This is a genomic window from Rhizobium sp. SL42, from assembly GCF_021729845.1.
In the GTDB taxonomy this organism is placed as follows: domain Bacteria; phylum Pseudomonadota; class Alphaproteobacteria; order Rhizobiales; family Rhizobiaceae; genus Allorhizobium.
In genome coordinates this window covers 121,607-143,764 of sequence record NZ_CP063398.1, presented here as the reverse complement: position 1 = coordinate 143,764, position 22,158 = coordinate 121,607, and the positions used below count along the sequence as shown (strand labels likewise).

At 59.6% G+C, this 22,158-nt stretch carries 20 protein-coding genes; 15 read left to right on the top strand and 5 right to left on the bottom strand.

Annotation, left to right across the window (positions count from 1 at the left end; all coding sequences use genetic code 11):
* Positions 1–10: 10 nt before the first annotated feature.
* On the bottom strand, positions 11–751 hold the full coding sequence (locus IM739_RS19800) for an ATP-binding cassette domain-containing protein (protein ID WP_237371525.1): 741 nt from the start codon (positions 749–751) through the stop codon (positions 11–13).
* 155 nt (positions 752–906) lie between these two features.
* On the opposite strand from IM739_RS19800, the gene IM739_RS19795 reads away from it, so the two are divergent.
* The 8 genes from IM739_RS19795 (at position 907) to IM739_RS19760 (ending at position 9,217) form a co-directional block, all read left to right on the top strand.
* Positions 907–1,887: an NAD-dependent epimerase/dehydratase family protein gene (locus tag IM739_RS19795; RefSeq protein ID WP_237371524.1), complete on the top strand. Its 981-nt coding sequence runs from the start codon at positions 907–909 to the stop codon at positions 1,885–1,887.
* 47 nt (positions 1,888–1,934) lie between these two features.
* Positions 1,935–2,921 carry a substrate-binding domain-containing protein gene (locus tag IM739_RS19790; RefSeq protein ID WP_442981164.1) on the top strand — a complete coding sequence of 329 codons (987 nt, stop codon included), beginning with the start codon at positions 1,935–1,937 and terminating at the stop codon, positions 2,919–2,921.
* Between the two features lie 130 nt (positions 2,922–3,051).
* Positions 3,052–3,999: a sugar-binding protein gene (locus tag IM739_RS19785; protein WP_237371522.1), complete on the top strand. Its 948-nt coding sequence runs from the start codon at positions 3,052–3,054 to the stop codon at positions 3,997–3,999.
* A gap of 75 nt (positions 4,000–4,074) precedes the next feature.
* Positions 4,075–5,574, top strand: a complete 1,500-nt coding sequence (locus IM739_RS19780; RefSeq protein WP_237371521.1) for a sugar ABC transporter ATP-binding protein — start codon at positions 4,075–4,077, stop codon at positions 5,572–5,574.
* Positions 5,575–5,583: 9 nt separating this feature from the next.
* Positions 5,584–6,591: an ABC transporter permease gene (locus tag IM739_RS19775; RefSeq protein WP_237371520.1), complete on the top strand. Its 1,008-nt coding sequence runs from the start codon at positions 5,584–5,586 to the stop codon at positions 6,589–6,591.
* Between the two features lie 420 nt (positions 6,592–7,011).
* A complete protein-coding gene (locus IM739_RS19770; protein WP_237371519.1) occupies positions 7,012–7,848 on the top strand; it encodes an alpha/beta fold hydrolase in 837 nt (278 codons plus the stop codon).
* Positions 7,849–7,949: 101 nt separating this feature from the next.
* Positions 7,950–8,408: a Rid family hydrolase gene (locus tag IM739_RS19765; RefSeq protein ID WP_237371518.1), complete on the top strand. Its 459-nt coding sequence runs from the start codon at positions 7,950–7,952 to the stop codon at positions 8,406–8,408.
* A gap of 80 nt (positions 8,409–8,488) precedes the next feature.
* On the top strand, positions 8,489–9,217 hold the full coding sequence (locus IM739_RS19760) for a gamma-glutamylcyclotransferase (RefSeq protein ID WP_237371517.1): 729 nt from the start codon (positions 8,489–8,491) through the stop codon (positions 9,215–9,217).
* 50 nt (positions 9,218–9,267) lie between these two features.
* Here the strand turns inward: IM739_RS19760 and IM739_RS19755 are convergent, their stop codons facing one another.
* The gene (locus IM739_RS19755) at positions 9,268–10,167 is read right to left on the bottom strand and encodes a LysR family transcriptional regulator (RefSeq protein WP_237371516.1); all 900 of its coding nucleotides are present in this window, start codon (positions 10,165–10,167) and stop codon (positions 9,268–9,270) included.
* Between the two features lie 116 nt (positions 10,168–10,283).
* On the opposite strand from IM739_RS19755, the gene IM739_RS19750 reads away from it, so the two are divergent.
* The 6 genes from IM739_RS19750 (at position 10,284) to IM739_RS19725 (ending at position 17,125) form a co-directional block, all read left to right on the top strand.
* Positions 10,284–11,216, top strand: a complete 933-nt coding sequence (locus IM739_RS19750; RefSeq protein WP_237371515.1) for a VOC family protein — start codon at positions 10,284–10,286, stop codon at positions 11,214–11,216.
* Positions 11,217–11,886: 670 nt separating this feature from the next.
* Positions 11,887–12,576 carry a hydrolase gene (locus IM739_RS19745; protein ID WP_237371514.1) on the top strand — a complete coding sequence of 230 codons (690 nt, stop codon included), beginning with the start codon at positions 11,887–11,889 and terminating at the stop codon, positions 12,574–12,576.
* 66 nt (positions 12,577–12,642) lie between these two features.
* Positions 12,643–12,930: a XapX domain-containing protein gene (locus IM739_RS19740; RefSeq protein ID WP_237371513.1), complete on the top strand. Its 288-nt coding sequence runs from the start codon at positions 12,643–12,645 to the stop codon at positions 12,928–12,930.
* On the top strand, positions 12,930–14,912 hold the full coding sequence (locus tag IM739_RS19735; protein WP_237371512.1) for an amidohydrolase: 1,983 nt from the start codon (positions 12,930–12,932) through the stop codon (positions 14,910–14,912). The genes IM739_RS19740 and IM739_RS19735 overlap by 1 nt, the downstream gene beginning before the upstream one ends.
* A 174-nt stretch (positions 14,913–15,086) precedes the next feature.
* Positions 15,087–15,530 carry a DoxX family protein gene (locus IM739_RS19730; protein ID WP_237371511.1) on the top strand — a complete coding sequence of 148 codons (444 nt, stop codon included), beginning with the start codon at positions 15,087–15,089 and terminating at the stop codon, positions 15,528–15,530.
* Positions 15,527–17,125, top strand: a complete 1,599-nt coding sequence (locus IM739_RS19725; RefSeq protein WP_237371510.1) for an MFS transporter — start codon at positions 15,527–15,529, stop codon at positions 17,123–17,125. Before IM739_RS19730 ends, IM739_RS19725 begins: the two co-directional genes overlap by 4 nt.
* A gap of 201 nt (positions 17,126–17,326) precedes the next feature.
* On the opposite strand, the gene IM739_RS19720 is transcribed toward IM739_RS19725, so the two are convergent.
* The 3 genes from IM739_RS19720 to IM739_RS19710 form a co-directional block, all read right to left on the bottom strand.
* Positions 17,327–18,163: an alpha/beta fold hydrolase gene (locus tag IM739_RS19720; protein WP_336886418.1), complete on the bottom strand. Its 837-nt coding sequence runs from the start codon at positions 18,161–18,163 to the stop codon at positions 17,327–17,329.
* A 290-nt stretch (positions 18,164–18,453) separates the two neighbouring features.
* Positions 18,454–19,353 carry a helix-turn-helix domain-containing protein gene (locus tag IM739_RS19715; RefSeq protein ID WP_237371508.1) on the bottom strand — a complete coding sequence of 300 codons (900 nt, stop codon included), beginning with the start codon at positions 19,351–19,353 and terminating at the stop codon, positions 18,454–18,456.
* 410 nt (positions 19,354–19,763) lie between these two features.
* Positions 19,764–20,786, bottom strand: coding sequence for a LacI family DNA-binding transcriptional regulator (locus IM739_RS19710; protein WP_237371507.1), 1,023 nt, complete (start codon positions 20,784–20,786; stop codon positions 19,764–19,766).
* Positions 20,787–21,061: 275 nt separating this feature from the next.
* On the opposite strand from IM739_RS19710, the gene IM739_RS19705 reads away from it, so the two are divergent.
* Positions 21,062–22,108 (top strand): ABC transporter substrate-binding protein, encoded by a 1,047-nt coding sequence (locus IM739_RS19705; RefSeq protein WP_237371506.1) that lies wholly within the window; start codon positions 21,062–21,064, stop codon positions 22,106–22,108.
* Positions 22,109–22,158 lie beyond the last annotated feature (50 nt).

The window sequence follows — 22,158 nt, the reverse complement described above, 5'->3', positions numbered from 1 at the left end:
CGATATCCTCTCAGGCGGCTTCGATTGCGCCGGTGATGAGCCCCGTAACCTCTTCGGGTGAAGACCTGTCGGCGCGCTTGCTGGCGACCAGTTCGCCGCGCCTCAGCACGGCGACGCGGTCGGAAACGCCGAAGACGTCGGGCATGCGGTGGCTTATCAGGATCACGCTGATGCCTTGGTCCCGCAGCCTCCGGATGACGTCGAGGACTTCGGCCACCTGACGGACGGAAATGGCGGCCGTGGGCTCGTCCATCACCACGATCTTGGGTTCTGAAAGCAGCGTCCGTGCGATTGCCACTGCCTGACGTTGTCCACCAGACATCCGTCTCACAAGATCTCGAGGTCGCGTTTCCGACTTGAGCTGCCGAAAAAGGGTGGCCGCGACCCGGTTCATTTGCGGATAGTCGATATAGCGCAAAGGGCCGAACCTTTGCATCGGTTCGCGACCCAGAAAGACGTTGGAGGCGGCCGAGAGATTGTCGCACAGCGCGAGGTCCTGATACACGACCTCGATTCCGTGTCTCTGTGCATCGCGCGGATTGTGGAAGGTCACAGGTTGATCGTCAATGCGGATATCACCGGCGGATGGCGGGAAGTTGCCCGCGATGATCTTCACCAGCGTACTCTTGCCCGCACCATTGTCGCCCATCAAACCCAGGACTTCTCCGGGTTCGATCGACAGGCTTACGTGGGATAGCGCCTGTATTGCGCCATAACTCTTTGAAATTGAATGCAATGATAGTCGTGACACTCTCCGTCCTCCTTCGGCCGATCGCACGATTACTCTGCGTGTTTACCATAGCTTGCATGGCGGCGTTTCGCAAATTGATATTAATGATGCTTGACTTAATATTATTACTAATTATTAATTGACTGGATCCGAGAACGAGTTGACGGGAGGCGTTGATGCGGTTGCTCGTGACTGGCGCCACCGGAAAGGTGGGGCAAGCTTTCATTCCGGCTTTCCTTGCAGAACCACGCTTTGCCGATTGGGATATCGTTGCGCTCTGCAACAGGCGGACCCTATCGCCGCAGTCCCGCATCGGGATGGTGACAGGATCCGTGGCAGATCGGCAGGTTGTGGCTCAGGCGCTCGAGGGTGTCACCCATGTCCTGCATCTAGCCGCCGTGAAGGAGACGCCGGACCAGGCGATCGATGTGGCCCTGAAGGGTCTCTACCTGTTGCTCGACAGTTTCTGCCGTTCGCCGACGAGGCGCCAGTTCATGCTGCTGAGCGGGGATTGCGTCGTGGGGCATATTTTCCAGGAATATCCCGAGCCGATCACCGAACAGTCGCCGAGACGGGCCTATCGCGGGGTCTATGCGCTAACGAAGGTGCTCGAAGAGACCATGATCGAGCAGTTTGGCGTGCAGGAGGGCCTGAACTGGACGACGCTTCGTGCACCATGGATCATGGAAAAGGATGACTTTCGCTACGCTTTCGAACTGGGCGACGACCAGTTCGGTGGACCGCCATGGTCCAGCCTGATCGCGCCCGCTGAACTGGCGGCACTCAGGGAGCAGCGTTGTCTGCCCGCGCTGCGCGACAAGGCGGGCAGATATCTGAAGCGGAGTTTCATCGACATCCATGATATTGTGAGGGCCATGCTCGCCGCGCTCGACAATCCCGTCGCCTTCGGGGAGTTGTTCAACGTGGCCATGGACCGACCCGTGGACTACGGCGATTTGGCCGACCGGCTGGAGGCCGAGGGGCATCAGCAACGTTGCGATATCCCAACACCGTTTCACAGCAACTGGCTCGACAACTCGAAAGCCCGCATGCTCCTCGGATGGCGACCCGAGATCGATCTGACCAGTCTCGTCGAGCGTGCCTGGAGCTACAGGCGCGCGGCCGACGATCCGCGCATCGTTTGGTATCCCGGCTGAGCAAGAGGGCTTCGCCGGCGATTTGGAGGAGGAGAAAGGCAATGAACATCAGATATTTGGCATTCACTGCAATACCTGTTCTCATGATGCTGGCCGGCGAAAGCGCTGCTGAGGGTAAGAAGACACTGGCCATCGTCGTAAAGGGACTCGACAACCCGTTCTTCGAACAGATCAATCTCGGCTGCAAGAAATGGCTCTCGGAAAACCCGGATAGTGAATACGAGTGCCTCTACACGGGGCCGGCCTCGTCCGCCGATGAAGCGGGTGAAGTGCAGATCGTCGACGACCTGTTGACGCGTGGCGTCGCGGCCATCGCCATTTCGCCGTCAAACGCGCCGGCGATGGCCAATCGCGTCCGGGAAATCGCCCCGACCGTGCCCGTCATGACGGTCGACGCCGATTTTCTCGAAAAGGACCATGATCTCCGCAAGACCTATCTCGGGACCGACAACTACCTGATGGGTGTAAAGATGGCGGAGGAAGCGAAGAAGCTGAAGGCCGAGGGCGGCACAGTCTGTCTGCAGCTCGGCAATGTCGCAGCCGCCAATATCAATGCCCGCGCCCAAGGCTTCCGTGACACAATCGCGGGTGCCAAGGATGTCGAGCGCTTGACGGGCCAGAATGGCTGGACCGAAATTGAAGGCTGTCCGGTCTATACCAACGACCAGGCGGACCTGGCCAACCAGCAGATGTCGGACGTCTTCACCGCTCATTCGGATCTCGACGCCTTTATTCTGATTGGCGGGTGGGCGCAGTTCGCGCCTCAGGCATACACCCAGGTCACTGACCAGGTAATGGAAAAGCTGAAGTCGAAGGAACTGGTTATTGTGGCGGGCGACACGCTGCCGCCGCAGACCCAGGCGTTCCGCGAGGGGCGCAGCCATGCGCAGGTCGGGCAGAGACCGTTCGAGATGGGTTACAAGGCGCCCGATGTGATGATCAGGCTGATCAAGGGTGAGGCCGTCGAAGACCCGTTGTTTACCGGCCTCGATGTTTGCAACACCGAAGATCCCGGCTTCTGCAAGGACAATTGAGCAAAGAGAGGAGCGCGCATCTCGCCCATCCTCACCCGCATACGGCAGCCAGCGGCGCGAAAGCGCCGCGCGTCGGATGCCGTCCGTCAGCAACGTGCAGCCTGAGAGGAGAGGGCTGCGGGAGGAAATCATGAAACGAGTTTCGATCACAGCCATTGCGGCCATCATCGCCATGGTCGCAACACCCACAGTGGCTCAGGACAGGCAGGCGCTTGCCTTTGTCGTCAATGCGGCTTCGGATTTTTGGAAGCTCGCCGAGGCCGGCGTGAAGGCGGCGCAAGCAGAGCTGCCGGATTTCGAATTGCAGTTCCGCTACCCTGCGCAGGGGACGGCGGCGCTTCAGAACGCCCTGATGGACGATCTCGTGGCGGCGGGCACCGATGCGATCATGATCTCGTCGGTCGATTCCAAGAATTCCGTCGACGCCTTCAATCGTATCGCGGCGCAAATTCCTCTCTTCACGACGGACAGCGATGCACCGCAGTCCAAACGCATAGCCTACCTTGGATCGTCCAACACGCAGGCCGGCATCCAGGCAGGCGAGATCGCCATCAAGGCGCTGCCGAAGGGCGGCAAATGCATGGGCTTCGTCGGGTTCCTCGGGGCAGACAACGCCAAGGAGCGTATCGCAGGCTTCCGGCAGGCGGTTGAAAGCAAGTCGATCGAGCTGGTGGACGTGCGCGGCGACGACGTCGATTTCGCCCGTGCGCGCTCGAACGTCGATGACGTGCTCGCCGCCAACCCGGATATCGACTGCATGGTCGGCTTCTATTCCTACAATCCGCCCAAGATCTACGAGGCCCTGCAGGCTGCGGGGAAACTCGGGAGCATCACTGTGATTGCCTTCGACGAAGACCCGATCACGCTTGGTGCGGTGCGTGAAGGCACTTTTGCCGGCACCGTGGTCCAGGATCCCTATCAGTGGGGCTACCAGGGAATGAAGCTGATGGCTGCTTACCTGAAGGGCGACAGGTCGCAGGTGCCGGCCGACGGACTGATCATCGTACCGACGCAGATTGTCGACAAGGCGAATGTCGATACCTTCGAGATGCAGCTCAAGGAGCGGATCGGCGGCTGAAAAAGCCGGTTGGTCAGCGGTCTGCGCGGATGATTCGCGTCCGCGCAGGCTTGAACAGCAACTGAGGTCAACCTGATGTCTGCCGCTGCTCGCATATCGCTCGATCTGGTCGGCATTACCAAGGTGTATCCGAGCGCCTTCGCGCTTGACCGTGTTTCGCTGGGCATCCGTGGCGGCGAGGTCGTCGGACTGATCGGAGAAAACGGCGCCGGGAAATCCACCTTGATGAAGGTGCTCGGTGGTGCGATTGCGCCGGATGAAGGCGCGATTGTCATTGATGGTAAAAGTGTGCCCCGTCTGACGCCTACGGAGGCTTTGGCGCGCGGGATTGCATTCGTGCACCAGGAGCTCAATCCATTCTTCAACCTCGATGTCGCGGGCAATGTCCTGCTGGGGCGTGAGCCGCGTAGCCGCCCCTTTGGTTTCATCGACCCCGTGGCGATGGCGGATCGTGTTCGGCCTTTGCTCGACATGCTCGGCGCCCGCTTCGGGCCGTCGACACCGGTTTCCGAACTCTCCCTGGCTGACCAGCAGCTGATGGAGATCGCCAAGGCCCTTTCAACCAATGTGCGCCTTCTTATCCTGGATGAGCCGACCTCCAGTCTCACCCTGGCTGAGACAAAACGTTTGCTGGACGTGATCCGACGGCTAAGGGCCGATGGTGTCGCCGTTCTGTTCATCACCCACCGCCTTGCGGAAGTTGAAGACGTGGTTGACCGGGTTGTCGGACTACGGGACGGCCGGAATGCGGGTGAGCTGGATAAAGCGGCGATCACCCGAGATGCCATGGTGCGGCTGATGATCGGCCGGGACGTCAAGCAGTTCTATATCCCTCCCGAAACCAATCGGGGACTGGTCGTTCTTCGAACAAAGGGACTGCGAACCCAGGCCTATCCCAAGGTTCCCGTCGACCTTGAGGTTCGAGGCGGCGAAATCCTGGGTCTGGCAGGATTGGTCGGTGCGGGGCGGACGGAGCTCGCCCGGGCACTGTTCGGCATCGATCCGGTCGAGGGTGGGCATTTCGAGGTCGATGGGCAGCCGGTTCCCTCCGGATCAGTGCAGGCGGCCATCGCGGCCGGGATTTGTCTCGTTCCCGAAGATCGTAAATCCGAAGGTCTCTTTCTGGATTTCACGCTCGCTCAGAACATCGTCATGCCAAGTCTATCCGCAATTGCTCGCGCAGGGTTCGTGGACCGCAAGGCAGAGTTGGGCATCGCCGAAGAATTCCGAGACCGCCTGTCGATCCGCGCGAAAAGCCTCGACCTACCGGTCGGAGAACTGTCGGGCGGGAACCAGCAGAAGGTGGTGCTGGCCAAGTGGCTTCGGCTGAAGCCCCGGCTGATCATCCTCGACGAGCCGACACGAGGAGTCGATGTCGGCGCCAAGGCGGAGGTCTATAGCCTGATGCGCGACCTGGCAAAAAGCGGGACGGCGGTGCTGATGATTTCGTCGGATATGGAGGAAGTGATCGGCGTTTGCACCCGCGTGGCAGTTATGCGTCGCGGAAGGATTGCCGGCGTGCTTTCCCGCGCCGAGTTGAGTGAAGACGCGATCCTGCGGCTGGCGGTGGAATAGGAGGACCGCATGCAAAAGAAGGACATGGGCCTCGCCATACTGGTGTTGACCATCGGTGCCATTGTCACCCTGGTCAATCCACGTTTCATCTCGCCCATCAACCTTGCCAACACGGCCAACCTGATCGGGCTCTTCGGTCTGTTTTCGATCGCCGAGGCATTCGTCATCGTCACCGGGGGCATCGAACTCTCGATCGGATCGGTGATTGCCCTGCTCGGCGTCATCTTCATCGACCTGATCGCCTCGCATGGCGTGCCTTGGCCTGTTGCCTTCGTGATCGTGCTCATCCTCGCCGTGGTGATTGGTCTGCTGCACGGCTGGCTGATCACCCGTCTCAAGCTGCAGCCCTTCGTCGTCACGCTGTGTGGTTTGCTGATCTATCGGGGCATCGCACGCTTCTACACGAAGGACGGCACGGCAGGTTTTACGTTCGGCACGGACCTGCCTATGCTGGAATACCTGTTTGTCGGTCGCACCGCCGGCGTGCCGCATTCCGTCATCGCTTTTTCCATCTTCGCGGTCCTCGCGTGGTGTCTCCTGCACCGTACGGTGTTTGGCCGTCATCTGCTGGCCGTGGGGAAGAATGAAGAGGCCGCGCGTTATTCCGGAATTGACACGAGGCGCGTCATCGTGACGGCCTATGTCCTGTGTGCCTTCCTGACCGGCATGTCCGCGGTGTTCTTCGCCATGTATACGAAATCGGTCCAACCCTCGTCGCATGGCAATTTCTACGAGCTCTATGCGATCGCGGCCGCGGTTCTGGGTGGATTTTCGCTGAGAGGCGGTGAGGGGTCTATCGTCGGCGTCGTGCTGGGAGTGGTGTTGCTGCAAGTGCTGCAGAATCTCGTCAACCTGCTTGGGATTCCCTCGTCGCTCAATTTCGCGGTCATGGGAGCCGTCATCCTGGTCGGTGTGATCGCAGATACTCAGTTTCTGGCCTATCGCGAGCGCCGCCGCCAGTCTGCCACCAAGCATGCCTTCGCGCAGCCGTCCCGCGAACCGTCCGTCAACTCATGACACTCCCGGGCTGTGCATCGGGAGCAATTCGGGACTGTACAGGTGAGGCCTGTCGGGGCTGAAGCTGACGGTAAGGCCAGGGCAGTCAGGCCGATCGTGAATGCCGTCGCGATCTGGATTGCAGCGCCGTCATTGCGAGCACTCGAGTTTATTTCAATAAGCGCAATAAATTCTAAATAATTCATGCAATTGTGAACGCATCGATCTGACGGCAGTATCGCCTCATCAGACGAATGCAGCGTCGTCTGAGTTTTCAATGACGAAATCGCAGGATGCGAGATGACCCGGACCCTTTCTTCCATGACACGCAGAAGCGCTCTGCTTTCCTTAGGCGCCTCCGCAGCGGCCATGGCAATTTCACCCTCTTTCAGCTTCGCAGCCAACGCTGCTTCGCCCAACTCAATCGAAGGAAACAAGACAATGGCATATGTAACAACCAAGGACGGCGTTGACATCTTCTACAAGGACTGGGGTCCGAAGGACGCGCAGCCGGTCGTCTTCCATCACGGCTGGCCGCTGTCGTCGGACGACTGGGACGCGCAGATGCTGTTCTTCCTCGCCAAGGGCTATCGTGTTGTCGCCCATGACCGTCGCGGTCACGGTCGGTCGGCCCAGGTTTCGGAAGGCCACGACATGGACCACTATGCCGCCGACGCCTTTGCCGTGGCGGAGGCGCTTGATCTGAAAAACGCGGTTCACATCGGTCACTCCACCGGTGGCGGCGAAGTAGCCCGCTACGTCGCCAGGCACGGCCAGCCCTCCGGCCGCGTTGCCAAGGCCGTGCTCGTCTCAGCGGTCCCGCCGCTGATGCTGCAGACCGAGAACAACCCGGAAGGCCTGCCGATCGCTGTTTTCGACGGTTTCCGTTCAGCACTTGCCGCCAACCGCGCGCAGTTCTTCCGCGAAGTTCCCGCGGGGCCTTTCTACGGCTTCAACCGTGATGGCGCGACGGTCCACGAAGGTGTGATCCAGAACTGGTGGCGGCAGGGCATGATGGGCGGCGCAAAGGCCCATTACGACGGCATCAAGGCCTTTTCCGAAACGGACCAGACGGAAGACCTGAAGGCGATCACCGTTCCGACGCTCGTGTTGCACGGCGAGGATGACCAGATCGTTCCGATCGCCGACTCGGCGCTGAAATCCGTCAAGCTTTTGAAAAATGGCACATTGAAGACCTATCCGGGCTTCTCGCATGGCATGCTGACCGTCAATGCCGACGTGCTCAACGCCGATCTGCTGGCCTTCGTGAAGGCTTGATCGGCCCTGGCGACGGGTGCGGCCTCCCACGCATCCGTCGCCTGTCAAACCATAAGATTCACAAGCGCTCGGACGCTTCCTCAACACTGACGGGTGCTGTCATGACGAACAAGAAATCCGCCAAGAAGGTCGCAGACCTCGGAGTCGCCTGGGAACAGGCATTCGGTTACGTGCAAGCCGTGCAGGTCAAGGACACGATCTACATGTCGGGGCAGTTGAGTCACGACCGCGATGGCGAGCTCATCGCTCCGGACCAACTCGATGCAAGCGGGCGGCCTGTCGATTTTTCGCAGATGGAGGCGCAGATCCGCCAGACCTACGTCAACGCCAAGACACTGCTCGCCACGTATGGGGAGACACTCGATGATGTCGTTGAAGAAACCTTGTTCGTTCTCGATGTCCCGAGTGCGTTTTCCGCTGGCTCGAAGGTTCGCAAGGAAATGTACGGTATGGACATTCCGCGGTGCGCCAGCAACCTGATCGGCGTTACAGCATTGGCGTTTCCGGAGCAGATCGTCGAGATCACATTCCGCGCCGTAATCGGTCGTGGCGCTGACTGACCGGCAACAACCATGCCACCACCCTCCGGACACAACTTTGCTTCGGCGGTATCCTCATTGAAACAGGTAGTACGTTCACGATGCCAAAGACGCTCCCCGCCAAGATGCGCGTGCTCGATGCCATGCAACTAACCACTTCCCTTGTCGCGAGAACGCTCAGGGTTGTGGATGACGAAGGCCCGGAACCGAACTGGACCCCAATTTCGTCTCAGCAACTTGATGAACTCGTCTGCAAAGTTGAACAGGAGGTCGATGGTGAGGATATCTGGGTGTTCGCATACGGATCCCTGATGTGGAATCCGGGATTCGAGGTCGCTGCCAGTGAAGAAGCGGTTGCTCATGGATGGCACCGTGCATTCTCGTTGAGGATAGAGCGGCTCAGGGCCACTTCGGATGCGCCGGGTCTGATGCTCGCGCTTCGGCCTGGAGGGAGTTGCCAAGGTGTGGTCCTGAAGCTTCCATGCTCGACGAAAACACATGATTTACGGACTTTGCTTGCGCGTGAAATCCGCTACGCCGAAGTCTGCGACATGGTGCGATGGGTCTCGGTCAAAACGCCGACAGGGACACGTCGTGCACTCACATTCTGGGCGAGCAACCAGCGATCTCCGCTGACCGAGAAGATACCTCTTGGTGACGCGGCAGCGTTGATCGCACAGGCATGCGGACCCGCCGGATCGTGTGCCGAGTATCTGCATCGGACGGTTTTGGATCTGGCGGATCGCAATATCTTTGACCGAAACCTTTGGCAATTGCAGCAATTGGTCGCCGCAAGACTGCGGGCTCTTGCACGTGATGGCGCGATCTAGGAACGGGCTTAAGGCCGCATGTGGATCATGAAGACGCGCGGCAGTGTGCGTCAGTCCAACATGACCATATGGGCGCCGACCTGCTCTTCAAAGAACTTCGAGAAGGATGCGATCCGGGGAGGGAGTGCCTGATACGGTGGGTAAAACAAGGTCAGCCACAGATCGGGCGGCGCCCACCCCTTGAAGATGTGGATCAGGCGACCGCTCCTGATGTGGTCAGCAATGTTAAAGCCGGGTAGCAAGGCGACGCCCGCGCCGTCCGCAGCCATGTCCGCCAAAACCTCGCCGCTGTTGGCGCTGAAGGCACGACCCGCCGAGATATTCATGCTCGATCCGCCATCCGACAGCACCCAGTTCTCGCGGCGACTCTCGCCACTGTAAGCGAGGCAGTCGTCGGGCTTCAATTCGTTCGGATGCTGCATGTCGGCGAAACGGCTGCCTGGTGCCGCGACCAGGATACGTGGCACCACCCGTATCTTCCGCCAGATCGTGAATTTGTCGGACGGCTGCGACGAGATGCGGATGGCCAGGTCGTAGTCATCATCAACGATGTTCACCAGCCCATCGGACAGCGAAATCTCGAAGCTCATTTTCGGATAGCGTTCCTTGAAGCCTGACAGAATTGGTGGCAGCACGGTCTTGCCAAACCATGTCGGCGCGCTGATCCGCAGACGTCCCTCGTCAGCCTTGTGCGCGTTCATCACCTCGCGCCGTGCGTCTTCCAGCACCTTCACCGCCGGTTGGATCTGCGCGGCGAAGATCGCACCGTCTGTTGTCAGCGATACCTGCCGCGTGGTGCGCACAAAGAGCTGCACGCCAAGTTCCGCCTCAAGGGCTGCGATGGCGCGCGTGACGGCGGCCGGCGTCATGTCGAGTTCGCGAGCGACCTGTGCGAAGTTGCGCTTCTCAGCGGCAAGAAGGAAGGTTCGAAGAGCTTTGTAGTCGTTCATGTCATTGTTTCAATAATTGCAATTCAATCAAAAGTAATATTGCAATTATTTTTGTCGTTCAAGAAGGCTATATTCATTTCAACACTTTAATCCAGCGCCTATTGAAAGGCATAGACATGATCAAGGATATCAAGGGACTGCATCACGTAACTTCGATGGCTTCGGATGCCCGGCAGAACAACCGCTTCTTTACCGGCACGCTTGGCCTTCGCCGCGTCAAGCAAACGGTCAATTTCGACGATCCGAGCGTCTATCACCTGTATTATGGTGACGAGAACGGCTCGGCCGGCACGGTCATGACCTACTTCCCGTTTCAGAACATGATGCTGGGCCGCCCCGGCGTGGGCGAGGTCGGCGAGACACAGTTCTCCGTGCCGAAGGGTGCGTTGAAATTCTGGCAGGATCGCTTCACCAGCCAGGGCGTCGCCGGTCTGGAAACGGATACCGTATTCGGTGCCCGCCGACTTCGCTTCATGGGACCTGATGGCGACGGTCTGGCGCTGATCGAGACCGCCGAGGATGACCGCGCGCCGTGGCTCAGCGAGGGAATTCCTGGCGATGTGGCCATTCGTGGATTCGCCGGCGCCCGCTTCAGCCTGCATGATACAGCAGGGACTGAAGAACTGCTTGGTTTCATGGGTTATCAGCGCGCGGAGAAGGAGGGTGACGTCACCCGCTTCATCATTCCGGATGGAAATGGCGCGAATACGATCGATCTCGCAGCACTGCCCAGGACGACGTTTGCCCGCCAGGGCGCTGGCTCGGTTCACCATATCGCGTTTGCAGTCGACAATCGCGAGAAGCAACTCGAAGTGCGCAAGGCGTTGCTGGATACAGGTTACCAGGTGACACCTGTCATCGACCGCGACTACTTCTGGGCCATCTATTTCCGCACACCGGGCGGCATCCTGTTTGAGGTTGCGACGAACGAACCGGGCTTCAATCGCGACGAGGACACCGCACATCTTGGAGAAGTGCTCAAACTGCCGAGCCGATACGAGGAATACCGGGATCTGATCCAGGCCAACCTTGTACCACTGGCGGCGTGACGCGAGACAATGTGATGTAGAACTTGAAGCGTCGTGAATCCCAGGATTTGCGACGCTTTGGCACGTCCTGTGCTAACGGCGACCGATCGACATAGGGCGCTCAGGGCGAACGTGATAAGGTACTCTTGACCATCCGCGTCTGGTTGTCCCGATTGATCAGCCAGCATCTGGCCGGGGCAGGGATGACATTCAAGACAGGGTGATAGCCTGGGCCGTCGGCAAAACGTCCGGTTGCGTGGCAATGCGATGTTTCGACGTGGTCGTCACTGTATCGGTGCGGCAGGCGGGTCAATCTGCGCCTGCACGGCTGCTTTGTATGTCTTTTGTTCAACGCACCTGATTATTCAACAAGATCTGCCGCGTATTTTTCACGAGAAGCCCGATACGGTGAGCGACGGACGTTTGCCCCAACGAGACGGGCGAAGTGAGACTGATGCCAATTGTTGCGAATTTTGCAATTCATTCGCAATTAATATTGCAATTCTGCATGGAAACCCGATGCGCTAGTTTCTATTCAGCAGCCAAGACAACGGGTGAACTGCTCCCAACGGGAAACGGCAACACTCCAAGGATTGCAGAACGACTGTCTTACCGCGACGTCCGAACGATAGCTGCTAACCGTTTCTTACACCGCAACAGGCGGCCCCAACAACCGAAGAGGAATTGACCCATGTCCAAGCTCGAAGTCCTGACCCCGGCGAACAGCCAGCTCATCTTCATCGACCAGCAGCCGCAGATGGCATTCGGCGTACAGTCGATCGACCGTCAGACGCTGAAGAACAACGTTGTCGGTCTCGCCAAGGCTGCGAAGATCTTCGGCATCCCGACCACGATCACAACGGTTGAAACCGAAAGCTTCTCGGGCAACACCTTCCCGGAACTGCTTGCCGTCTATCCGGAGAACGACATCCTGGAACGCACCTCGATGAACTCCTGGGACGATCAGAATGTCCGCGACGCGCTGGCGAGGAATGCCGCAAACGGTCGCAAGAAGATCGTGGTATCCGGTCTGTGGACAGAAGTTTGCAACACAACCTTCGCCCTCTCGGCTCTCCACGACGTTCCGGACTACGAGATCTACATGGTCGCCGACGCGTCCGGCGGCACCTCTTCGGACGCGCATAAATATGCGATGGACCGCATGGTTCAAGTCGGTGTGATCCCGGTCACCTGGCAGCAGGTCCTGCTCGAATGGCAGCGCGACTGGGCCTGCAAGGAAACCTATGATGCGGTCACCACACTGGTGAAGGAGCATTCCGGCGCCTATGGCATGGGCATCGACTATGCCTACACGCATGTCCACAAGGCTGCCGAGCGTGTCGCCCACGGCAAGCGTATCGGCCCGAACCCCGTCAAGTAAGGACTCCCATCAGACCACTCCGATACCCCGTCGGAGTGGTCTTTCTCTATCCCGTGGAGCATACCCATGAAAATCTATCTTCTATCGCTCGGTGCCGGTCTGCTGGTAGGGGTCGTTTACAGCCTCCTGAACGTCCGCTCACCGGCTCCGCCTGTTGTCGCGCTCGTTGGTCTTCTCGGCATTCTTGTCGGCGAACAGATCATTCCACTCGCCAAGACCCTGTGGAGCAAGGAGCCGGCCGCGGTCTCATGGCTTCATCAAATCAAGCCGCATATGTTCGGTCACATGCCCAAGGGCGGCAACCCTGTTGCGGTTGCCCATCGGGAAGATACGAATAAAGAAGAGCGGAGCTGATGACGACGCGCCGAACCTTCCTGGGTGGAGCGTCAAGCCTGGCGATCTCGAACCTTTTCGCAACGGCAAATGCCGCCGATCCCAAACAGACCGGAGTAGACAGCATGCATCCCGACCTGATCCTTCACAATGGTCGATTCACGACGCTTGACCGGACCAATCCCAACGCGACCGCAGTCGCCATCCAGGACGGCCTCTTTCAGGAGGTCGGCACGGATGCCGAGGTCATGGCGCTGGCCGGGCCCGGCACGAGGATCATCGATCTCAAGGGCAAGCGTGTCCTGCCGGGTCTGATCGACAATCACACCCATGTCGTGCGCGGTGGTTTGAACTACAACATGGAACTCCGCTGGGACGGTATTCGTTCGCTGGCCGATGCGATGGACATGCTGAAACGGCAGGTCGCGATCACGCCTGCGCCGCAATGGGTGCGCGTCGTCGGTGGCTTTACCGAGCACCAGTTCGCCGAAAAGCGTTTACCGACGATCGAGGAGATCAACGCGATCGCCCCGGACACACCCGTGTTTCTCCTCCATCTCTATGATCGGGCGCTGCTGAACGGCGCAGCACTCCGTGCCGTCGGCTACACCCGGGATACGCCGAACCCGCCAGGTGGCGAGATCACCCGCGATGCCAACGGCAATCCCACCGGCATGCTGCTCGCCAAGCCGAATGCCGGCATCCTCTATTCGACGCTTGCCAAGGGGCCGAAGCTGCCGCTCGACTATCAGGTCAACTCGACCCGTCACTTCATGCGCGAGCTCAATCGCCTGGGGGTCACCGGCGTGATCGACGCGGGCGGCGGCTTCCAGAATTATCCGGACGACTACGAAGTGATCCAGAAGCTCTCCGACGAAAACCAGATGACGGTCCGGCTTGCCTACAACCTCTTCACGCAAAAGCCCAAGGAAGAGAAGCAGGATTTCCTCAACTGGACGCAATCGGTCAAATACAAGCAGGGCAATGACTACTTCCGCCATAACGGCGCTGGCGAAATGCTCGTCTTCTCCGCCGCCGACTTCGAGGATTTCCGTCAGCCGCGCCCGGAAATGGCGCCGGAGATGGAAGGCGAGCTGGAAGAAGTCGTGCGGGTTCTTGCCGAAAACCGCTGGCCCTGGCGCATGCACGCCACCTATGACGAGACGATCTCCCGCGCGCTGGATGTGTTCGAGAAGGTCAACAAGGATGTTCCGCTCGAAGGCCTGAACTGGTTCTTCGACCACGCGGAAACGATCTCCGAGCGTTCGATCGATCGCATTGCGGCACTCGGTGGTGGTATCGCCACCCAGCATCGCATGGCCTATCAGGGCGAGTACTTCGTCGAGCGTTACGGCCATGGTGTGGCGGAAGCCACCCCGCCGATCAAACGCATGCTCGACAAGGGCGTCAACGTCTCCGCCGGCACGGATGCCACCCGCGTCGCCTCCTACAATCCGTGGGTGTCGCTGTCGTGGATGGTGACCGGCAAGACGGTTGGCGGCATGCAGCTCTACCCGCGTGCCAATTGCCTCGACCGCGAGACGGCGCTTCGCATGTGGACCGAGAAAGTGACCTGGTTCTCCAACGAGGAGGGCAAGAAGGGCCGGATCGAAAAGGGCCAGTTCGCCGATCTGATCGTGCCGGACAAGGACTTCTTCTCCTGTGCCGAGGAGGAGATCTCCTTCCTCGTCTCGGAGCTGACCATGGTGGGCGGCAAGATCGTCTATGGCGCAGGTGACTTCAACGCGCTCGACGAAAACGACATTCCTCCCGCGATGCCGGACTGGTCGCCTGTCCGCAAGTTTGGCGGTTATGCCGCCTGGGGTGAGCCGCAAGGTGCCGGTGCCCGGTCATTGCGCCGTACGGCAATCTCGACCTGCGGCTGCGCCAGCGACTGCGGCGTCCACGGCCACGACCATGCCGGAGCTTGGACATCCAAACTTCCGATTGCCGACCTCAAGGGCTTCTTCGGCGCGCTCGGCTGCTCCTGCTGGGCGGTGTGATTCAAGCTCCCGCTCGGGCGGCTATTCAGATCGCCCGAGCAACCTATCCCATAATTGCAAAATTTGCAATTAAATCGAAACTATTGATGCAATTGTTGGTGAGCCCGCATGCCGCCAATATCGCTCCATCAAACGCAGCCGCTCGGTCCGATCGGCGAACATGCAGGAGCAGACATGACCCACCAATCTCAAACGTTAGGCCCCGTCCGGAATAGTCTGGCACGCATTGTCGGCTCTACCGCCGTACGAACCGTCTCGTTGCTCGCGCTCTGCGCCGCTTACATCCAGGGGCCGCTCATGAAGATCTTCGACTTCAATGGCGCGCTGGCCGAGATGGATCATTTCGGCCTTCATCCGGCCGCCTTCTTCGCCGTCGCCGTCATTGTATTCGAACTGACGGCTTCGGCCATGGTTGTCTCCGGCTTCATGCGCTGGGCAGGCGCCCTGGCCCTCTTAGGCTTCACACTTCTCGCGACCTTTATTGCCTTGCGCTTCTGGGAAATGGCCCCGGGCATGGATCGCATGATGGCGACCAATGCCTTCTTCGAACATATCGGCCTCGCAGGCGCATTCGTCTTCGTCGCAGCATCTGATCTTAACAAGGGAGCGGGCAAATGAGTGCAGGAAAAACTTCCGGGGGCACTTTCGCTCCTCTCGCACAGCCTGTCTTCGCGGTTCTCTGGATCGCTACTGTTCTGGGCAATACAGGCAGTTTCATGCGCGACGTGGCCAGTGCATGGTTGATGACGGACCTGTCCGCATCGCCTGCCGCAGTCGCCCTTGTTCAGGCAGCAGGCACCCTGCCAATCTTCCTGCTGGCCATCCCGGCTGGCGTTCTCACCGACATCCTCGATCGCCGCAAGTTCCTGATCGCCGTCCAGCTCCTGCTGGCGTCCGTTAGCATCTCGCTGATGGTTCTGTCCCAGACCGGTATGCTTTCGGTCAGCGCGCTGATCGGCCTGACCTTCCTCGGCGGCATCGGTGCCGCTCTAATGGGCCCGACCTGGCAGGCGATCGTGCCGGAACTGGTGAGACGCGAGGACGTCAAGAGCGCGGTCGCGCTCAACTCGCTCGGCATCAATATTGCCCGCTCCATCGGACCGGCCGCGGGCGGCCTGCTTCTCGCGGCCTTCGGAGCCGGGATCACCTATGGCGCCGACGTTGCCAGCTACATCTTCGTCATTGCAGCTCTCGTCTGGTGGCCGCGCGCAAAGAACGCAAACGATGCGCTTCAGGAAAACTTCTTCGGCGCCTTCCGGGCCGGACTTCGCTACACCCGCTCGAGCAGGCCGCTGCATGTTGTCCTGCTGCGGGCCGCGATCTTCTTCGCATTCGCCAGCGCGGTCTGGGCGCTTTTGCCCCTGGTTGCCCGGCAGTTGCTCGGAGGCGATGCCGGCTTCTATGGCATCCTGCTCGGTGCGGTGGGTGCCGGTGCGATCGGTGGGGCACTGGTCATGCCGAAACTGCGCGAACGCCTGAGTTCTGACGGCCTTCTTCTGGGCGCAGCTCTGGTCACGGCCATCGTCATGGGGATCCTGTCGTTTGCACCGCCGAAGGTCGTCGCCATCATTGCTCTTCTCTTCCTCGGCGGCGCCTGGATCACGGCGTTGACGACCCTGAACGGAGCGGCGCAGTCGGTGCTCCCCAACTGGGTGCGCGGTCGTGGTCTTGCCGTCTATCTGACCGTCTTCAACGGCGCGATGACGGCCGGAAGCCTGGGGTGGGGTGCGGTTGGCGAAGCCGTAGGCATCCCGTCGGCCTTGCTCATTGGTGCCGCTGGGCTGCTCGTCGCCGGCTTGATCATGCATCGCATCAAGCTTCCTGCAGGCGACGCCGACATGGTGCCGTCCAACCATTGGCCTGAGCCGCTTGTCGCCGAGCCCGTTGCCCATGACCGTGGTCCGGTTCTGATCCTGATCGAATACAAAGTCGAAAAGCAGCACCGCAGTGCCTTCCTGCATGCCATCGATCACCTCGCCAGCGAACGCCGCCGCGACGGTGCCTACGGCTGGGGCGTGACCGAAGACTCTGCCGATCCGGAAAAGATCGTCGAGTGGTTCATGGTGGAATCCTGGGCCGAGCATCTTCGCCAGCACAAGCGGGTCTCCAATGCCGATGCCGACCTGCAGGGCAAGGTGCTGGCCTATCATGTCGGCCCCGAAAAGCCTGTCGTGCGTCACTTCCTGACGATCAATCGGCCGGGTGCCGCCTAACGAAAGCAATAGGTGAGGGCGGCTTTGGCCGCCCTTTCCATTATGTCACATGAGAAAATGAACTCCAAAAAATTGATGCCATTGCGCATGGCCATCTCACCTGCAAAACACAGGCTGCTTCGCGGGGCACTGTTCCCGTCAGGATCCTGGTTCGAGGTCCTGACCGCGGCGCGCGACTGCCGCGGTCCCGCCAGTTTGAGTTCAGCTTTTGACGAAGGCCAGCAGATCGGCGTTGAGCACGTCGGCATTGACGGTCAGCATGCCGTGCGAAAAGCCGGGATAGGTCTTCAGCGTGCCATTCTTCAAAAGCTTGACGGATTTCAGCGCCGAGTCTGCGATCGGAACGATCTGGTCGTCCTCGCCATGCAGCACGAGCGTCGGAACGGTGATCGCCTTCAGGTCTTCCGCCTGGTCCGTTTCGGAAAAGGCCTTGATGCCGTCGTAATGGGCTTTTGCGCCGCCCATCATGCCCTGCCGCCACCAGTTCTGGATCACACCTTCGTGGACCGTCGCGCCATCACGGTTGAAGCCGTAGAAAGGTCCCGCGGGAACGTCGCGGAAAAATTGTGCGCGATTGGCGGCAAGTGCTGAACGGAAACCGTCGAAAACGGCGATCGGCAGGCCTTGCGGGTTGTTCTCGGTCTGCAGCATCAGCGGCGGGACCGCTGAGACGAGCACGGCCTTGGCAACGCGGCCGGAGGGCTGACCATGCTTGGCGACGTAACGGGCTACTTCGCCGCCACCGGTGGAGTGGCCGATGTGAACGGCGTTTTTCAGATCAAGCGCCTCCGCCACGGCAAAGGCGTCGGCGGCATAGTGGTCCATGTCGTGGCCTTCCGAAACCTGGGCCGACCGACCGTGACCGCGACGGTCATGGGCGACGACACGATAGCCCTTGGCGAGGAAGAACAGCATCTGCGCGTCCCAGTCGTCCGACGACAGCGGCCAGCCGTGATGGAAAACGATCGGCTGCGCGTCCTTCGGACCCCAGTCCTTGTAGAAGATGTCGACGCCGTCCTTGGTTGTTACATATGCCATTGTCTTGTTTCCTTCGATTGAGTTGGGCGAAGCAGCGTTGGCTGCGAAGCTGAAAGGGGTCGGAAGCGCCGCGAACGCAGCGGCCGCCGTGCCGCAGATCAGGGCATGGCGGCGTGTTAAGAGGGGGAGGGTCTCGGTCATGTTCGCGTCCTACGGTCTAAGCTTTGCGTTTGGAAAGCTATGGTGCCGGACCGTTATCGCCATGGACGGGAGAGGTTTCTTGGACCTGCAGGACGCGTTTTGGATATTTCATGCTTGTCGGTGTTTCACGCACCGCACTGACGATCCCGTCAGCGCCAGGCTCGCCGCCATTGAGCGGGTGTCACGCCGAGCTTTGCCGAGAAAACGCGGGTTAGATGAGCCTGATCGCAAAAGCCGCATAAAATGGCTACCTCAGCAATTCTCAACTCGGTGAACCGCAGAATTTCTTTGGCCTTCTCGACGCGTTTCAAGATCACCCACCGATAGGGTGGGTGGCCCGTCGATTGCTTGAATGCTCTCGTAAAATGGCCTTGGGACAGCCCGCACGCTGCGGCGACAGCTGAAAGTGGCAGATCGGCCGTTAGATCGGCCTCAAGCATCTCCAGCGCGCGTTTTCTTTGCCAGGGAGCGAGAGTTCCTTGGCTTGGTTTCGGCAGGTCCGCATTTCCATAGGTCGCACAAAGGTGGAATGTCAGGATTGCGGCCAGGTGATCCTGGAAAAGGCGTGTTGCGCCATCTTGATGCTCAAGAGCGGGGAGACAGGCTTTTATCAACCCTCGAACGATATCGTCCTCGATGTCTCGACCGGGTGCAGCGTGCAGCGTGTCTATATGTTTGCCGCCCAAGTCCTCTTCAAAGGCCTTTAAGGCTGCTCGAGGAATATGAAATCCGAGGCCGTCGAACGGTGACTTCATATTGGCAAGCCATGTCCTGCGGTAGTCATAGATTGTGAAGTTGCCGCGTTTTGATAGTTTGGTGTTGGCCTTTTTTCCATCAACCCACAGGTCCCCTTCATAGTCGCGGAGATTGAAGGCGAGGAAGAATGCGTCTTCGTGCAGGGGAGGATCGATGACGCCATGGCCGGGTCTCGTGCATGACAACCGCGCCATCGTGACCTCGGACTTTCCGAACACGGGGGCGATGACGATCTCGGCTTGTTTGGCGCGGAAAAATTCCATGCTCTGATTGCTGGCGACGGCGCTCCGCATGTTGATCGCTTTTCTGATTCTATCTTGTTAAAAGTCAATTTCCTTTGACTTTTACCATTCTCATCAGAGGCGAAAAGCATGATTTTCACGACTGGCGTCATCAGTTTGCGGCGCGGAATTCACCATCCTTGTTCCCATGCGATCGTGGAGCAACTCAGGTGTACGGCGACAAGATGCCAGGACCGTTCAGGAGCTGCCGCCAACTTACGGCTGGCTAAGATATGACCAATTCGCTCGTTCCAAGTGTTCGCCATCAAGCCCTATTGGGTGGCGGGTTCCTTTTCAACTTCAGCGGAAGATATCGCCAGCCGGTCTGAGGGCGCCCACAGGGCAGTGTGCGGGACAGTATCCCGCCAAGGAGCCCCGGTGCCCCCTACATTCTAGTGTTTTTCGGCCGGCCGTAGCGGTGACTACAGTGAGTGGCCTTCGAAAATCGGAGGCAGTTCCACCCGTGAAGACGATGCGTGCCCCGTATCGATGATACTGAACGCCGCTTGCAGCATGCCTTTCACGTCCTGGCGGACCATCTCGATATTGTCTCCGAGCAATGCGACAAACGGATCCCAGTCGAAGCAGCCTATGATTGGCGGCTTTCCTTCGAAGTGATGCGAGGTCTTGATCCAGCGCATGACGCCTTCCAAGGAAATGGTTGAATTGACAAACATGCCTCGGGGCAGGGCGTCTTCCTTTTCTGTCAAAGCCTGGAGCGCGCTGGCCGCCTTTTCCGGCGCGTAGCCGCAGGCAAGAACATGGTTCTCATCCACCGGTATTCCCAGGTCGCTGTGGGCCTGCCTGAAGCCACGGATACGCTCTGCAGTATTGTGATCGGAGGCGCGGCCCCCGACAAACAGCAGCGGTGACAGCGTTCCAAGCTTGTTCTGGCAGTTGAGCAGCGTCCGGCGGGTGAGTTCCCGTGCGCCAGCGAAATTGTCCGAAATGATCGACGGCGCCTTTGCGCCAGGCAGGTCGAGATTGAGGCTTTTTGCGCCAGCGGCGCTGCACAGATCGGTGATGCGGTCGGGATCTGTCGCGCCCGTTGAGATCAGCCAGTCGACCTGATAGGACAGCATGGTTCGGGCCGCCTCGACCTCGAGCGCTGGGTCGCGGAGCGTGCAGGTGATGATCGGAAACAGGCCGCGTTCACGGGCCATGATTTCGAACGTCTCGACGATCGAGCCGAAATAGCGATTGTCGTATTTCGGAACGATCATGCCGACAATCTTCGACTTGTCGCGCCGCAAAAGGCTGGCCTGCATGTTGACGGCGTAACCCTGCTCGTCGGCGATGCGGCTGATCTTGTCGGCCAGCTGTGCGCTGATCCGGCGCTTTTTCCAGTTGCCGTTCAACACCGCGCTCACCGCACTGGCGGACGTGCCCGCGAGTTCTGCGAGATCGTAGATTGTCGTCTTCTTCGTTGGCTTTTGCTGATTCACTGAATTCTCCTGCTGACGCCACCTTGACACCAAAGCGGGAAAGTGGCAATTCTTGCTTCATCGATTGAGCAAGCATGCGCAATCGATGACATTGGTTGACTGTGGAGGGTCGACCGGGAGGCGTTCAAAAGAAAACCATCGAAGCGACGGCGCCGGATTGTCCCGCGACGGCTGGAAAGCCGCGCGTTTCAGGCAGCGCTCACGATGGCGGCGATGCGAACGGGATCCGGAGCAGTCTCTCGACACGGATTCACCACATAAGGAGGAGAAGAGACATGAAAATTCGTTCCACGCTGCTGGCAACCGCAGGCCTTGCAGCCATGCTTGCCGGAACCGCCTATGCGCAGGATGCCGCGACTGTTGCATTCCTGATGCCGGACCAGGCATCGACCCGTTACGAAGAGCACGATTATCCGGGCTTCAAGGCCGAGATGGAAAAGCTCTGCCCGACATGCACCGTGATCTACCAGAATGCCAATGCCGACGTTGCGCTTCAGCAGCAGCAGTTCAACTCGGTGATCGCACAAGGCGCGAAGGTTATCGTTCTCGACCCGGTTGACTCCGCTGCGGCAGCCGCCCTCGTCGAGATTGCCCAGTCGCAGGACGTCAAGGTCATCGCCTATGACAGGCCGATTCCGGACAAGGCTGCCGACTTTTACGTTTCCTTCGACAATGAAGGTATCGGTCATGCGATCGCCAAGTCGCTCGTCGATCACATGAAGGCAAGCGGTGTCGCGGAAGGATCCGGCGTCCTGCAGATCAATGGCTCTCCGACCGACGCCGCGGCCGGCCTCATCCGCGACGGCATCCATCGCGGCCTGAAGGACTCGGGCTACAAGACACTCGCCGAATTCGACACGCCGGAATGGGCGCCACCGAAGGCGCAGGAATGGGCCGCCGGCCAGATCACCCGCTTCGGCGCCGATATCAAGGGCGTGGTTGCCGCCAATGACGGCACCGGCGGCGGCGCGATCGCAGCCTTCAAGGCGGCAGGCGTCAATCCGGTTCCGCCGGTCACCGGCAATGACGCGACGATCGCCGCCCTGCAGCTGGTGATTTCGGGTGACCAGTACAACACGATTTCCAAGCCTTCGGAAATTGTCGCCGCAGCGGCTGCCAACATCGCCGTCAAGCTCCTCAAGGGCGAGACGCCGGAAGCCAAGACGACGTTGTACGAGACGCCGTCCGAACTGTTCGTGCCGGCTGTCGTGACGGCGGAGAACATCAAGGCGGAGATCTTCGACAAGGGCATCCAGAAGCCGGAAGAAATCTGCACCGGCGAATATGCCGAAGGTTGCAAGAAGCTCGGCATCACCCAGTAATCAACCTCCCAAGGAACTCGGTCGGGGCTTGCCCCGGCCGGGCGAACCCC

What these genes read in the sequence shown, in the direction of transcription:
- IM739_RS19795 (WP_237371524.1), top strand. Translation starts at nt 907, where the DNA reads ATGCGGTTGCTCGTGACTGGCGCCACCGGAAAGGTGGGGCAAGCTTTC.
- IM739_RS19785 (WP_237371522.1), top strand. Translation starts at nt 3,052, where the DNA reads ATGAAACGAGTTTCGATCACAGCCATTGCGGCCATCATCGCCATGGTC.
- IM739_RS19780 (WP_237371521.1), top strand. Translation starts at nt 4,075, where the DNA reads ATGTCTGCCGCTGCTCGCATATCGCTCGATCTGGTCGGCATTACCAAG.
- IM739_RS19775 (WP_237371520.1), top strand. Translation starts at nt 5,584, where the DNA reads ATGCAAAAGAAGGACATGGGCCTCGCCATACTGGTGTTGACCATCGGT.
- IM739_RS19770 (WP_237371519.1), top strand. Translation starts at nt 7,012, where the DNA reads ATGGCATATGTAACAACCAAGGACGGCGTTGACATCTTCTACAAGGAC.
- IM739_RS19765 (WP_237371518.1), top strand. Translation starts at nt 7,950, where the DNA reads ATGACGAACAAGAAATCCGCCAAGAAGGTCGCAGACCTCGGAGTCGCC.
- IM739_RS19760 (WP_237371517.1), top strand. Translation starts at nt 8,489, where the DNA reads ATGCCAAAGACGCTCCCCGCCAAGATGCGCGTGCTCGATGCCATGCAA.
- IM739_RS19755 (WP_237371516.1), bottom strand. Translation starts at nt 10,167, where the DNA reads ATGAACGACTACAAAGCTCTTCGAACCTTCCTTCTTGCCGCTGAGAAG.
- IM739_RS19750 (WP_237371515.1), top strand. Translation starts at nt 10,284, where the DNA reads ATGATCAAGGATATCAAGGGACTGCATCACGTAACTTCGATGGCTTCG.
- IM739_RS19745 (WP_237371514.1), top strand. Translation starts at nt 11,887, where the DNA reads ATGTCCAAGCTCGAAGTCCTGACCCCGGCGAACAGCCAGCTCATCTTC.
- IM739_RS19740 (WP_237371513.1), top strand. Translation starts at nt 12,643, where the DNA reads ATGAAAATCTATCTTCTATCGCTCGGTGCCGGTCTGCTGGTAGGGGTC.
- IM739_RS19735 (WP_237371512.1), top strand. Translation starts at nt 12,930, where the DNA reads ATGACGACGCGCCGAACCTTCCTGGGTGGAGCGTCAAGCCTGGCGATC.
- IM739_RS19730 (WP_237371511.1), top strand. Translation starts at nt 15,087, where the DNA reads ATGACCCACCAATCTCAAACGTTAGGCCCCGTCCGGAATAGTCTGGCA.
- IM739_RS19725 (WP_237371510.1), top strand. Translation starts at nt 15,527, where the DNA reads ATGAGTGCAGGAAAAACTTCCGGGGGCACTTTCGCTCCTCTCGCACAG.
- IM739_RS19720 (WP_336886418.1), bottom strand. Translation starts at nt 18,163, where the DNA reads ATGGCATATGTAACAACCAAGGACGGCGTCGACATCTTCTACAAGGAC.
- IM739_RS19715 (WP_237371508.1), bottom strand. Translation starts at nt 19,353, where the DNA reads ATGCGGAGCGCCGTCGCCAGCAATCAGAGCATGGAATTTTTCCGCGCC.
- IM739_RS19705 (WP_237371506.1), top strand. Translation starts at nt 21,062, where the DNA reads ATGAAAATTCGTTCCACGCTGCTGGCAACCGCAGGCCTTGCAGCCATG.